Consider the following 11784-nt stretch of genomic DNA (forward strand, 5'->3'; position numbering starts at 1 on the left):
CCCCATTCCCGGCGGCCGGGGGCGGGACGACACTCCGGACATGGACAACTCCCTGCCGCCCGCGGACGAACTGGTGCTCGTCGACCGCGAGCTGGCCCACATCGAAGCCCGCCGGACCCAGTTGCTGGCCCGGCGGGCCTGGCTGGTCCAGGTCCTGTACCAGCCGGTCCGGGCGGTGACGCCGCAGTGGCCGGCGGCGCCGGTGACGGACGCGACGCCGCGGAGCGCGCAGAACGTGCTCCTCACGCTCGGCGGCACGCTGCTGACGATCGCGGCGGTCGCGTTCACCCTGGTGAGCTGGGGTTCGATGGGGATCGGCGGCCGTGCGGCGGTGCTGTGCGCGGTGACCGGCGCGGCGCTCGCGGCGCCGGCGGCGCTGCTGCGCAGGGGGCTGGGGTCGACGGCCGAGTCGGTGGCGGTCCTGGGGCTCGTCCTGACGGTGCTCGACGCGTACGCGCTGCACTGGGTGGCGCTGGCGGACACGGACGGCCCCGGGTACGCGGCGGTGGCCTCGGCGGTCCTGGCGGGAGCGTGGGCGGCGTACGGCTCGGCGCTGTCGCGGCTGCGCGTCCCGCTGCCGGCGGCGGTGGTCGCGGCGCAGCTGCCCCTGCCGCTGGGCGTGCTCGCGGCCGGGGGCGGGCCGACGGCCTTCGCGTGGGCGGCGCTCGTCACGGCCGCGGCGGACGGCGCGGCGGTCCTGTGGGGGCGTCCGCCGCCGGTGCGGATCACGGCGGGCGTCGGCGCGGTCCTCCTGGGCGGCTGGGCGCTCCTGACGGGCGCCCGGCTCTCCCTCTCCTCGCCGTGGAGCGGCGCGGCGCTGCTCCTGGCGGGTGCGGCGGTGTGCCTGTACGCGGCGTGGCGGGCGCCCGCGCGGGCGGTGGCGCCCTCGGTGGTCGCGGGTCTGGCGGCGGTGGCGGCCGTCGGCGGCCCGCTGCGGGCGGCGCTTCCCGCCGACTGGGCGGTTCCGGGGTACGTGCTGTGCGCGCTGCTCCTGGCGTCGGTGTGGCGGGCGGGCGCGGGCGCCCGGCTGCCGTACGGGGTCCGGACGGGTCTCGCGGGCGCGGGGGCGTCGGTGGTGGCGCTGGGTCTCCTGTGGGCGCTGCCGCCGGTCGCGGCGGGCGCGCTGGGGCCGCTGGCCCGGACGACGGGGGTCTGGTCGGGCGAGCACGCCGGGCCCGCCCTGGCCTCGTACCCCGCGACGGCCCTCCTGGTCCTCGCGGTGGCCGCCGCCGCGCTCGTGTCCGTCCCCCGGCTGTGGGCCCGCTGCGGGGCCCTCGTCCTGATGTGGGCGCTCCTCACGGCCCTGCCGGTCTCCCTGGGCCTGCCGTACGCGGCGACGCTCCCCCTCCAGCTCCTCACGGCGGCGACGGCCCTGTGGACCGCCGTCCGCCCGGCCCCGTCGACCCGCGGCCTGCCCCTTCCGGGGACGGTCGGAGACACCGCCGGGCCGGGTCCGGGGACGACGCCGGAAACCGCCGCGGGAACCGCGCGGGGCACGAAGACGGCCGCCGGTCCCGCCGCGCCGCCCGTTCCCGGCCGCACCCCGTCGGCGGCCGACGGCCCGCCGGCCCGACCGGCCACCGATCAGGCCGCTCCGACCGGGCCGACCACCGGCCCGTCGGCTTCCGGCCCGGTGGGACGACCGGCCAACGCCTCTGCCGGTGCCCCGGCCGCCGCCTCGGCGGGGCGGTCGGCCCCCGGTTCCGTCCCTCCCCCGCCCTCGGCCCCGCCGCAGGTCCCGGCGGCCGGTTCCGGTGTCCCCCGGCCGGGCTGGGCGTCCCCGTCGCCCCGGCCGCAGGCTCCCGCGGCGGAGCCCGGAACCGTCCTCGGGTGGGTCGCGTACGCCGGCGGGCTGGTGTCCGCCGTGGGCGCGGTGGCCCTCGCCCTGGACGTGCGGGGCGCCACGTTCGCCGCGCTCGGGGTGGTCCTCGGGCTCTTCGCGGGCGTCGCGGTCCTCGGCACGGGCGCGCGGCGGACGGTGTCGGCCTGCGGGGCGGTGCTCGCGGCGACGGGCCTCGTGCTCGCGGGGGCCGCGGCCGCCGGCCTGGAGGACCACTGGACGGCGCTCGCCCTGCTCCTCGTCCCGGCGGCGACGGCGGCCGTCGGCGCCACGGCGCGGCCGGTGGCGCTGCCGGTCGAGATCACCGGAGCCGCGGTGGGGCTCTGCGCCCTCGGGCTCGCCGGCCCGCGGCCCGCGTTCCTCGCGCTCGCCCTGGCGCTCGGCGGGGTGATCGCGGCGGCGACGGCGGTCCGGCCGGAGCGGCGCCCGTTCGCCTCGTGGGCGGCGGCGGGGCTGTTCCTCCTCGCTGCCTGGGTGCGGCTCGGGGCCTGGGGCGTGACGACTCCGGAGGCGTACACGCTGCCGGTGACGGTCCCGGCGCTCGTCGTCGGGTTCCTGCGGCGGCGCCGGGACCCGGAGGCCTCGTCCTGGACGGCGTACGGCCCCGGTCTCGCGGTGACGCTGCTGCCGAGCCTCGGCGCGGCCTGGACGGACCCGGAGTGGGTGCGGCCGCTCGTCCTGGGGGTGGCGGCCCTCGTGGTGACGCTGCTCGGGGCGCGGTTCCGGCTCCAGGCCCTGCTGCTGCTCGGCGGCACGGTGCTCGCCCTGGACGGGCTGCACGAGCTGGCGCCGTACGTGGTGCAGGTGGTGGGCGCGCTGCCGCGCTGGCTGCCGCCGGCCCTCGCCGGGCTGCTGCTGCTCGCGGCGGGCGCCACGTACGAGCAGCGGCTGCGGGACGCCCGGAGGCTGCGGGAGCGGCTGGCGCGGATGCGGTGAGGTCTCCCGAGGAGGCGGAACGCCGAGGGCCCGGAGACGATGATCGTCTCCGGGCCCTCGGTCCGGGTGGTGGGCGATACTGGGATCGAACCAGTGACCCCTTCGGTGTGAACGAAGTGCTCTCCCGCTGAGCTAATCGCCCCGGCGCATCGCCAACATTACCCCATGTCAGGGGGGCTTCCGCACCGCGCGGAGGTCACTCGTCGATCTTCCACGGCATGACGAGGCCGAACTTCCAGAGGTAGACGCCGAGCAGGGCGGCGACGATCACCAGGCCGACACCGGTGAGAACGATGTTGCGGCGGCGGACCTCGGGGTCGAGGGCGCGCTGGGCGGCCTCGGTGACCTTGCGCTTGGTCCAGCGGAGCACGAGCTGCGCCCAGACGAACTCGGTCGCCCAGATCGCCATGCCGGCGAAGATGACCAGCCAGCCGGGCCCGGGCAGCGGCAGCATGACCACCCCGGCGCCGACCACGGCGAGTCCCACGACGAAGACGCCGACCTGCCAGCTGAGGTGCAGGGTCCGGCGGGACTTGATGAACTCCGGTGCGCGGGATCCCAGTTCGGCGTCCTGGTCGGCCGCGGACTCCTCCGTGCGCTCGTCACTCTCCGCATTCATGCTTCCCAACCTACCGGACGCCGGGCCGCCACCTGAATGGCCGTATTACCCAAAGTTACACGGGTCCGTACGAGGGACCTGAACGGCCACAAAACCGACAGAGGGGTTTACAACGGCACCGGAGGTGGCATGTCGATTTCGCCGACGTGCGAATCCCCGAGCGCACACTGAGCGAAAGGCCCTGGCGCTTATGAACACCACGGTCAGCTGCGAGCTGCACCTGCGCCTCGTTGTGTCGAGCGAGTCCTCACTGCCTGTACCCGCGGGCCTGCGGTATGACACGGCCGATCCGTATGCCGTGCACGCCACCTTCCACACCGGAGCCGAGGAGACGGTCGAGTGGGTCTTCGCCCGCGACCTTCTCGCCGAGGGGCTGCACCGGCCCACCGGCACGGGCGACGTCCGGGTCTGGCCGTCCCGCAGCCACGGTCAGGGAGTCGTCTGCATCGCGCTGAGCTCCCCCGAGGGAGAAGCCCTGCTCGAGGCCCCGGCGAGGGCCCTGGAGTCGTTCCTGAAGCGGACCGACGCCGCCGTGCCACCGGGCACCGAGCACCGGCACTTCGACCTCGATACGGAGCTGTCCCACATCCTGGCCGACAGCTGAGCCAGGCCGAGAGCCGTACGGCGCCGTCCGACTCGGGGAGACGGCGCCGCGCGGGCAGCCACACAGGCACGTGATCCGGCGCCCACCACCGCGCAGCCGGCGCGGTGGTGGGCGCCGGTGCCATGTCCGGGTCGCGCTAAAGTCAGCGCCATTCCGCGGGCGCCCGCCCGCGGCCGGCCAGGGAGCGAATCGTGCTGATCCCTCACGACACCCGGATCGCCCTCGACACCGTCGTCGATCTGATGAACACCTCGCCCCAGGGCGACCGCCCCGACGCGCTCGCCGACCTCCAGGGCCTCCACGCCTTCGTGCGGGCCCACAAGATCAGCGACGTGGGCGTCCTCGACGCCCGCGACCTGCGGGCCGTGCGCGAGGTGCGCGGGAAGTTCGCGGCGGTCTTCTCCGCGCCCGAGGCCCGGATCGCGGCTCCCCTGATCAACCAGCTCGTGGCGGGCGCGGGCACCACCCCGCAGCTCACCGACCACGACGGCTACGACTGGCACGTGCACTACTTCGCGCCGGGCGCCTCGGTGGCGGACCATCTCGCGGCCGACTGCGGCATGGCCCTGGCGTTCATCGTCGTGGCGGGCGAGCAGGAGCGGCTGCGGCGCTGCGAGGCGCCGGACTGCGGCCGGGCCTTCGTCGACCTCTCCCGCAACCGCTCGCGCCGCTACTGCGACAGCCGGACCTGCGGCAACCGGCTGCACGTGGCCGCGTACCGGGCGCGTCGCAAGGAGGCCGCGGGCTGACGGTCCGGTCCCGGGCGTCACGGCGGGGCGTCACAGCACGAAGAGGTCGTGCACGGCGGCCAGGAGCAGCAGACAGCCGATGACGCCGAGGAAGATCATCAGCGGTGGCTGGGAGAGCGCGTACAGACAGCCGCGCCGCTCTTCGCCGGGGGCGTCGGCGGGAGCGTCGGCGGTGGCGTCGGCGGGGGCGGGGACGGGGTCCCGCGAGGTATCCAGCATCTCGGGGGGATGATCGCGCACGCCGCGCGCCCGGGATCACGGAAAACGCCTTCTGACCGGGTGGTTCACCCCTTCCCGTGGATCACCGAACCGGGACGGTCGGCGGAATCGCCAGAAGCGGTCAGATTCCGTGCTTCTTCAGAATCGCCTCGATGTCGCTGAAGTCGTCGCCCGCGGGCTCGGCGGTCCGCGGCTTCCCCGTCACGGCACGCGGGGAGGCCGGAGCGCCCGGGGTCACCGTTCTCGGGTCGGCCTCCGCGACGGCGGTCCGTCCCCGGCCGGTCCGGCGCCGCTCGACGGCCCGGGTGGACAGGAGGAGCACCCAGGCGAGGCCGAGCAGTCCGAAGCCGGCCCAGGCCACCGGGCTGAACGCCGTGTCCGCGAGCCAGGCGACGGCCCCCGTCATCACCAGTCCGAGGGGCACCAGGGCGTAGGCGGCGATCCGGGCGGCGGTCAGGAAGCGCTTCCGGTACGCCGTGATCGCGGCGATGCCCAGGCCCGCCGCGGACACCGCGGAGCAGATGGTCTCGGCGAGCATGCGGTCCTCCAGGTCCCCGGGTGATACGTCCTCTCCATCCTGCACCCGCGCCTCCGCCCGGGGCCATGTCCCCGGGCCGGTCTCAGGGAGATCTCCGGGTCGCTCCGGCCGGGATCCCCCTCCCCCGGCCCCGGTGACCCCCGATCCCGACGGCCCTCCGGCCCCGGTGACCCGTCGGGTGCCGGTGAGCCCCCGGCTCCGGTGAGGGAGACTGCTGGCATGAGCGACTCCACCACCGCACCCGTCTCCCCCGTCGTCCTGGAGGCGTGGTTCGACCTCCAGTGCCCCGACTGCCTGCGGGCGCTCGACGACGTCCGCGCGCTCCGCGAGAAGTACGGCGACCGGCTCGACGTACAGCTGCGCCACTTCCCGCTGGCGAAGCACAAGCACGCGTACGCCGCCGCGCAGGCGGCCGAGGAGGCGGCCGAGCAGGGCAAGGGCTGGCCGTACGCGGAGGCGCTGCTCGCCAGGACCGCCGAGCTCGGCGAGCGGGGCGAGCCGGTCCTCCTGGAACTGGCGGCCGAACTCGGCCTGGACGCCGAGGAGTTCGACACCGCCCTGATCGACGGCAGGCACCTGCTGACCGTCGACGCGGACGAGGCCGAGGGCAAGGCGATCAAGGTCACCGGCACGCCGACCTACGTCATCGGCGGCGAGCGCCTGGACGGCGGCCGGAGCCAGGAGGGCCTGCGGGAGCGGATCGAGACGATCGCCGACCGCCTCCTGACCGCCTGACCGCCCGACCGCCTACAGCAGCGACTTGGCGCCGTTGACGTAGGTCGTGCGGTAGCCGAGCGACTCGTAGAGCCGGACCGCCGGGGTGTTGTCCGCGAAGACGTGCAGTCCGAGCAGGGTCTCCCCGGCCTCCCGCGCGACCCGCTCGGCGAGCAGCATGAGCGCCCGCCCGTAGCCGCGGCCGCGCTGCTCCTCGTCCACCTCGATGTCGTACACGTAGGCGGCCCACCGCCCCGGTTCGAGTTCGACCCGGCCCGTCCACAGGACGCCGGCGGGCCGCCCGTCGCGGACCAGCACGTGGAACGTGGCGCCGGGGGTGGCCGGGCCCTCGGGCAGGAGGGTGCGGTGGCTGTTCTCGGCCTTCACGCGCGCCTGCTCCTCGGGGACGCCCCGCTCGGTCCAGTCCCGCGCGAAGGCCTCCCTGGCCCGCACCGCCCACTCCTCGTACTCGGCGCCGGTCATCGGCCGGACCTCGACGCCCTCCGGCAGGCCGGGCGGGGCGTCGGGCAGCTCCTTGACCATGTTCCGGCTGCGCTCGACGTAGCCGAGCGAGCGGACCAGGCGCAGCGCGGGCGCGGCGTCGGCGGGCACCGAGGCGCTCACCTGGACGCAGCCCCAGCTCCGCAGCACCTCCTCGGAGGCGAGCGCGGCGACCGCGCCCCGGCCCCGCCCCCGGTCCGGCTCGTCGATCCGGAGGTCCTGGATCACTCCGGAGGCCGCGCCGAAGCCGGGGTCGGTGGCGAGGTGGACGGAGCCGACCCGGCGGCTGTTCACGCACACGTCGTAGGTGCGGGAACGGCCGCCGTCGGGCAGCTGCTGAAGCGGCTCGACCGGCCGCAGGGTGGTGGTCATCAGAGATGTTCTACCCACCCCGGGGCCGTCCGTCATCGGGTTTTGCGGTGGACCGGCGGGCGTCACCCGAGGCGCGGGTCCCGGTCGCGGGCCGCGTGCTCGTCGAAGGACCGCATGGCCTTGGCGGTGACCGGGCCGGGCGCGGGCGACAGTTCGCGCCCGTCGACCCGGTGCACGGCCTGCACGTCGCGGAGGGTCGAGGTCAGGAAGACCTCGTCGGCGCTCTCCAGGACGTCCAGCGGCAGGTCGGCCTCCTCCGCGCCGGTCCACCGCACGGCGAGGGCGCGGGTGATGCCCGCGAGGCAGCCGGAGGAGACGGGTGGGGTGAGGATCCGGCCGTCGACCACGACGAAGACGTTGGAGCCGGTGCCCTCGCAGAGCCGCCCCACCGTGTTGGCGAAGAGCGCCTCGGAGGCCCCCTGCTCGCGCGCCCTGGCGAGGGCGACGACGTTCTCGGCGTACGAGGTGGTCTTGAGTCCGGTGAGGGCGCCGCGCTCGTTGCGGGTCCAGGGCACGGTGATCACGGCGGTGGAGTCGGGGCGGCGGCCCGTCTCGCCGAGGGCGACGACCAGGCTGGTCCCGGCGTCGCCGCGCTCCGAACCGAGCGGGGAGGGGCCGCCGGTGTACGTGATGCGGAGCCGGCCGAGCTCCATCGGGTTGGCCTCCAGAACGGCGGCGCAGGCGCGGCGGACCTCGTCGAGGTCCGGGTCGGGCAGGCCGAGGCCCCGGGCCGAGCGGGTGAGGCGCTCCAGGTGGAGGGTGAGGGCGAACGTTTCGCCGCGCTCCGCCTTGACCGTCTCGAAGATGCCGTCGCCGACGGTCAGTCCGTGGTCCAGTACGGAGACCCGGGCGGTCTCCGCGTCGTGCAGCCCGCCGTTGACCCAGAGTTTCATCGGGAAATGGCCTTTCCGGTCACCTCGGGGGCGCCTGCTTCTTCGTGGGTGCCCGACGCTATCGCGACCAGCCGGGACGCCTTCAGCTCGGTCTCCTCCCACTCCCGCTCCGGGTCGGAGCCCCAGGTGATCCCGGCGCCGGTGCCGAAGCGCAGCACGCCCTGGGGGCGGTCGATCCAGAAGGTGCGTATGCCGACGGCCAGCTCGCCGGTGGCCGCGTCGGCGTCGACCCAGCCGACGCCCCCGCAGTAGGGGCCCCGGGGGGCGGTCTCCAGGGCCTCGATGATCCGCAGCGCGCTGGACTTGGGGGCGCCGGTGACCGAGCCGGGCGGGAAGGTGGCGGCGAGCAGTTCGGGCCAGCCGGCGTCCTCGCGCAGCACGCCGCCGACGGTGGAGACGAGGTGGACCAGGCCGGGGTGCTCCTCGACCGCGCAGAGGGCGGGGACGGTGACGGAGCCGGTCTCGCTGACGCGCCCCAGGTCGTTGCGGACCAGGTCCACGATCATCACGTTCTCCGCGTGGTCCTTGGGGAGGAGGTCGGCGGCGGTGCGGCCGGTGCCCTTGATGGGTCCCGAGGAGACCAGGGCCCCCTCCCTGCGCAGGTAGAGCTCGGGGGACGCGGTGGCGATCTCCACGCCGTGGGCGGGCAGGCGGATCGTTCCTGCGTACGGGGCGGGGTTGCCCCGGGCGAGGAGCGCGGTGAGGGCGTCCACGTCGGCGGCGGCCGGGTCCGGCAGTGGCGCGGACAGCACCCGGCAGAGGTTCGCCTGGTAGACCTCGCCGCGCGCGATGTGCTCCCGCACGCGCCGTACGCCCTCGGTGTACGCGGCGCGGTCGAGGGAGGACGTCCAGGAGTCGGCGGCGGGGCCGCGCCAGGCGCCCGGCACGGGCGGGGGCACCGGGTCCGGCCGCACGTCACCGAAGCGGGCGCAGGTCAGGCGCCCCTCGAAGTCCGCGCAGACGGCCCAGAAGCCGGTGGAGTCCAGGGCCTCGGGATCGTGGGTGACGTCCCGGAGGTCGGTGGCGACGAGGCCGCCGAAACGGGCCAGGGGAGCGAGGTCGTACACGCGTCGAGTCTAGGTCGGACGGGGCGGGGCGGCGGTCCGTGGACGCCGGGGGCCTCGTGCGACTCCGGGAACACGTGGGGTGAACGCCGCGCGAACCCTCCGGGGGTCCCGTCGGGGGTGGCCGGCGGCGCGCCGGTCGGTCCGCAGGTCAGCACGCTGCGGAAACGCGTTTTTGTACTGGCCCGGGAATCCGCTAGAGTTCAACACGTCGCCGGGACGCGCAAGCGGAACGGAAACGACAAGCGGACGTGGCTCAGTTGGTAGAGCATCACCTTGCCAAGGTGAGGGTCGCGAGTTCGAATCTCGTCGTCCGCTCGATGTGGGGGATCTTCCCGAACCCCTGTATTCACTCCTGGTGGAGTGGCCGAGAGGCGAGGCAACGGCCTGCAAAGCCGTCTACACGGGTTCAAATCCCGTCTCCACCTCCAAGGACGATTAGCTCAGCGGGAGAGCGCTTCCCTGACACGGAAGAGGTCACTGGTTCAATCCCAGTATCGTCCACTGGACCTTCGGGTCCTGGATCTCCGGATCCCCCGCGCGATTAGCTCAGCGGGAGAGCGCTTCCCTGACACGGAAGAGGTCACTGGTTCAATCCCAGTATCGCGCACGCAGTACGACCGCCTTCGGGTAGGTTGTGCACCACCCCGCGCGATTAGCTCAGCGGGAGAGCGCTTCCCTGACACGGAAGAGGTCACTGGTTCAATCCCAGTATCGCGCACCATGGCAAGAAGCCCCCGACCGCACTTCGCGGCCGGGGGCTTCTTCGTGCCGGTGTCCCGGCCGGGCACCCCCAGGAGGGGGCCCGGCCGGCACCTCGGGTGCCTCAGGAGGAGAAGAGCATCCGTCCGAAGCCGCGCTGGCGGTAGTGGCCGCCGCCGTGGTGACCGCCCTGGTGCGGGGCGCCCCAGGCGGGCGCGGCGGGCGCGTGCTGCGCCGGGTAGCCCTGGGGGGCGGGCGGCGCCGGCGGGGCCTGCTGGACCCACTGGGACTCCAGGCGGGTCAGGGCCTCCAGCTCGCCGTAGTCCAGGAATATGCCCCGGCAGCCGCTGCACTGCTCGATCTGGACGCCGTTGCGGTTGTACGTGTGCATGGCCGCATGGCACTTGGGACACTGCATGCTCGGCTCAACTCCCTGACGTTGCCGTTCGAATGGTGGCCTCACCCTAGGGGGACGCCGAAACCACCTACCCGGTTCGATGTCCGGCGATGCGGGCGCAGGTGTCGATCATCACTTCTTCGACCTCGTCCAGCGGCCGGCCCTCCGCCGTGGACTTCGCGACGGCCAGGGCGGCGGTCTGCACCGTCAGGGCACGGGCCGGCACGTCGAGTCGGGTCCAGGGGTCGGCGTCCACGGCCGGACCGCCCGCCTCCCGGTACGCGCCGAGGAAACGGGACCAGACCTCCGGGGGCAGGATGCCGGCGGCGAACCAGGCGGCCGGGCGGGCCAGGTCCCAGGCCGGGTCTCCCGTGCCGAGGTCGTCGACGTCGATGAGCCGCCAGGCCGGAGGGGCGGGCGGGGCCGGGGCGAACCGGACGAGTTGCCCCAGGTGGAAGTCGCCGTGGCAGAGCAGCCGGAGAGCGTTCGCGGGGGCCGCGGGGACCGTCCGCCATGCGGCGAGGACGGGAGCCGCGGCCGGGTGGTCCGGCGCCGCCCGGCGCATCCGGTCCACGGCGAGGGCCGCCTTGAGCGGGGCCCGCATCGCCGGAAGGCCGTCCGCGGCCCCGGGCGGGAGCGGGGTGCGGTGCAGCAGGGCGAGGAGCCGCGCCGCCTCCTCCCACGGAGCGGCGTCGGGGTCCCCCGGGTCGACGGGCGATCCGTACGGCCAGACGCTGACCGGACGTCCGCCGAGCTCCTCCGGGGCCCCCGGCGGCGGCGGGAGGGGCGGCAGGAGGACTCCGGCCACGTCCGGGCGGGCCGCCAGCGCGAGCCGTGCGCGGTGCGCCTCGGGGTCGGTGTCGGGGGCGTGCGCCTTCACCACGTGCGCCCCGTGACGTACGACGGTCCCGTCCTCCCGGTCCGCGAGCACCCCGACGAGCCCCTCCTCCGCGCAGCCGCAGGGGGCGCGGCCGGGCGGGTGGGCGGCGGTGCGGGCCAGGGCGGCGAGACGGTCGAGCGGGGCGCCCGAAGCGTGCGTGGACCGGGTGGTGGGAGTCACGCGGGGAGCGTACGGGGTGGGGCGAGGGCCTCCCCGTGCCGGGGCCTCCGCAGGCGGGCTTCCGCGTGCGGGCTTCCGCGTGCGGGCTTCTGTGCGCGGGCCAGGGGCGTACGAAGGGGCGGGGACGCGCGAGGGCCGGTCGGCTCCCCGGCCGACCGGCCCCGCGCTGCCGTCCGTCGCACCCCCGTCCCCACGGGGCTGATGGCCGGATGTCCCGACCCGGGCCGCTCTCCCGGGTCCGGGGCGCTGCTCAGCGCCCCAGCATCACGCCCACGGACGACGCCTGTGTGACCACCGCTTCCCAGCCGCCGAAGACGACCACGAGCAGGGCCGCGAGAGGAAGGACCATGGCGGTGGCCACCAGGGGGTGACGGCGGCCCGAAGGCCGGCTGCTCGTCCGCGGCGCCGTGTAGGCCATGGTTCCTCTCCCGTCGTGTGGCGCGGCGGGTGCGTGACCTCGGGGGACGAGTGCTGCACCCGCCGCGTGACAACAACCCTAGGAAGCGGGGGGCGCCGGGGCGTCATGCCCGCGTACCGACTTGCGGGCCTCCAGGAGGATGACGGCCGCCCTCACGG

13 protein-coding genes and 6 tRNA genes are annotated in these 11784 nt (G+C 75.2%); 9 read left to right on the forward strand and 10 right to left on the reverse strand.

The features are described from left to right. Nucleotides 1-40: 40 nt before the first annotated feature. Nucleotides 41-2776 carry an SCO7613 C-terminal domain-containing membrane protein gene (locus tag ACFY7E_RS14275; RefSeq protein ID WP_389484493.1) on the forward strand — a complete coding sequence of 912 codons (2736 nt, stop codon included), beginning with the start codon at nucleotides 41-43 and terminating at the stop codon, nucleotides 2774-2776. A 67-nt stretch (nucleotides 2777-2843) separates the two neighbouring features. Here ACFY7E_RS14275 and ACFY7E_RS14280 read toward each other — a convergent pair. After that, a tRNA-Val gene (locus tag ACFY7E_RS14280) sits at nucleotides 2844-2918 on the reverse strand. A gap of 54 nt (nucleotides 2919-2972) precedes the next feature. Beyond that, nucleotides 2973-3395 carry a TIGR02611 family protein gene (locus tag ACFY7E_RS14285; RefSeq protein ID WP_389484495.1) on the reverse strand — a complete coding sequence of 141 codons (423 nt, stop codon included), beginning with the start codon at nucleotides 3393-3395 and terminating at the stop codon, nucleotides 2973-2975. Between the two features lie 190 nt (nucleotides 3396-3585). Between ACFY7E_RS14285 and ACFY7E_RS14290 the strand changes: the two genes are divergently transcribed. After that, nucleotides 3586-3999, forward strand: a complete 414-nt coding sequence (locus tag ACFY7E_RS14290; protein WP_015032345.1) for an SsgA family sporulation/cell division regulator — start codon at nucleotides 3586-3588, stop codon at nucleotides 3997-3999. A gap of 191 nt (nucleotides 4000-4190) precedes the next feature. Next, entirely contained in the window at nucleotides 4191-4748 is a 558-nt protein-coding gene (locus ACFY7E_RS14295; protein WP_383447672.1) for a CGNR zinc finger domain-containing protein, read from the forward strand. Nucleotides 4749-4778: 30 nt separating this feature from the next. Here ACFY7E_RS14295 and ACFY7E_RS14300 read toward each other — a convergent pair whose 3' ends face one another. Both ACFY7E_RS14300 and ACFY7E_RS14305 read right to left on the reverse strand, forming a co-directional pair. Next, nucleotides 4779-4967: a hypothetical protein gene (locus ACFY7E_RS14300; RefSeq protein ID WP_389484497.1), complete on the reverse strand. Its 189-nt coding sequence runs from the start codon at nucleotides 4965-4967 to the stop codon at nucleotides 4779-4781. 121 nt (nucleotides 4968-5088) lie between these two features. Beyond that, on the reverse strand, nucleotides 5089-5505 hold the full coding sequence (locus tag ACFY7E_RS14305) for a hypothetical protein (protein WP_389484499.1): 417 nt from the start codon (nucleotides 5503-5505) through the stop codon (nucleotides 5089-5091). A gap of 219 nt (nucleotides 5506-5724) precedes the next feature. Between ACFY7E_RS14305 and ACFY7E_RS14310 the strand changes: the two genes are divergently transcribed. Then, on the forward strand, nucleotides 5725-6240 hold the full coding sequence (locus ACFY7E_RS14310) for a DsbA family protein (RefSeq protein WP_389484502.1): 516 nt from the start codon (nucleotides 5725-5727) through the stop codon (nucleotides 6238-6240). A 12-nt stretch (nucleotides 6241-6252) separates the two neighbouring features. On the opposite strand, the gene ACFY7E_RS14315 is transcribed toward ACFY7E_RS14310, so the two are convergent. From ACFY7E_RS14315 to ACFY7E_RS14325, 3 genes are all read right to left on the reverse strand, one after another. After that, on the reverse strand, nucleotides 6253-7092 hold the full coding sequence (locus ACFY7E_RS14315; RefSeq protein ID WP_389484504.1) for a GNAT family N-acetyltransferase: 840 nt from the start codon (nucleotides 7090-7092) through the stop codon (nucleotides 6253-6255). A 62-nt stretch (nucleotides 7093-7154) separates the two neighbouring features. Continuing rightward, the gene (locus tag ACFY7E_RS14320) at nucleotides 7155-7985 is read right to left on the reverse strand and encodes an aminotransferase class IV (protein WP_389484506.1); all 831 of its coding nucleotides are present in this window, start codon (nucleotides 7983-7985) and stop codon (nucleotides 7155-7157) included. Next, entirely contained in the window at nucleotides 7982-9052 is a 1071-nt protein-coding gene (locus ACFY7E_RS14325) for a chorismate-binding protein (protein WP_389484508.1), read from the reverse strand. Before ACFY7E_RS14325 ends, ACFY7E_RS14320 begins: the two co-directional genes overlap by 4 nt. Nucleotides 9053-9294: 242 nt before the next feature. On the opposite strand from ACFY7E_RS14325, the gene ACFY7E_RS14330 reads away from it, so the two are divergent. The 5 genes from ACFY7E_RS14330 (at nucleotide 9295) to ACFY7E_RS14350 (ending at nucleotide 9773) form a co-directional block, all read left to right on the forward strand. Then, nucleotides 9295-9367 (forward strand) — tRNA-Gly (locus ACFY7E_RS14330). A 39-nt stretch (nucleotides 9368-9406) separates the two neighbouring features. After that, nucleotides 9407-9480 (forward strand) — tRNA-Cys (locus tag ACFY7E_RS14335). 1 nt (nucleotide 9481) lies between these two features. Beyond that, nucleotides 9482-9553 (forward strand) — tRNA-Val (locus ACFY7E_RS14340). Nucleotides 9554-9587: 34 nt separating this feature from the next. Continuing rightward, a tRNA-Val gene (locus tag ACFY7E_RS14345) sits at nucleotides 9588-9659 on the forward strand. Between the two features lie 39 nt (nucleotides 9660-9698). Further along, nucleotides 9699-9773 (forward strand) — tRNA-Val (locus ACFY7E_RS14350). Nucleotides 9774-9875: 102 nt separating this feature from the next. On the opposite strand, the gene ACFY7E_RS14355 is transcribed toward ACFY7E_RS14350, so the two are convergent. The 3 genes from ACFY7E_RS14355 to ACFY7E_RS14365 all read right to left on the reverse strand — a co-directional run bounded on the left by ACFY7E_RS14355 (nucleotide 9876) and on the right by ACFY7E_RS14365 (nucleotide 11626). Then, nucleotides 9876-10169 carry a zf-TFIIB domain-containing protein gene (locus tag ACFY7E_RS14355; RefSeq protein ID WP_383448457.1) on the reverse strand — a complete coding sequence of 98 codons (294 nt, stop codon included), beginning with the start codon at nucleotides 10167-10169 and terminating at the stop codon, nucleotides 9876-9878. A gap of 67 nt (nucleotides 10170-10236) precedes the next feature. Further along, nucleotides 10237-11208, reverse strand: a complete 972-nt coding sequence (locus tag ACFY7E_RS14360) for a phosphotransferase family protein (protein ID WP_389484510.1) — start codon at nucleotides 11206-11208, stop codon at nucleotides 10237-10239. Nucleotides 11209-11458: 250 nt separating this feature from the next. After that, nucleotides 11459-11626 carry a hypothetical protein gene (locus ACFY7E_RS14365; protein WP_389484513.1) on the reverse strand — a complete coding sequence of 56 codons (168 nt, stop codon included), beginning with the start codon at nucleotides 11624-11626 and terminating at the stop codon, nucleotides 11459-11461. Between the last annotated feature and the right edge of the window lie 158 nt (nucleotides 11627-11784).

The sequence above is a fragment of the Streptomyces sp. NPDC012825 genome (assembly GCF_042900925.1).
Classification (GTDB): Bacteria; Actinomycetota; Actinomycetes; order Streptomycetales; family Streptomycetaceae; genus Streptomyces.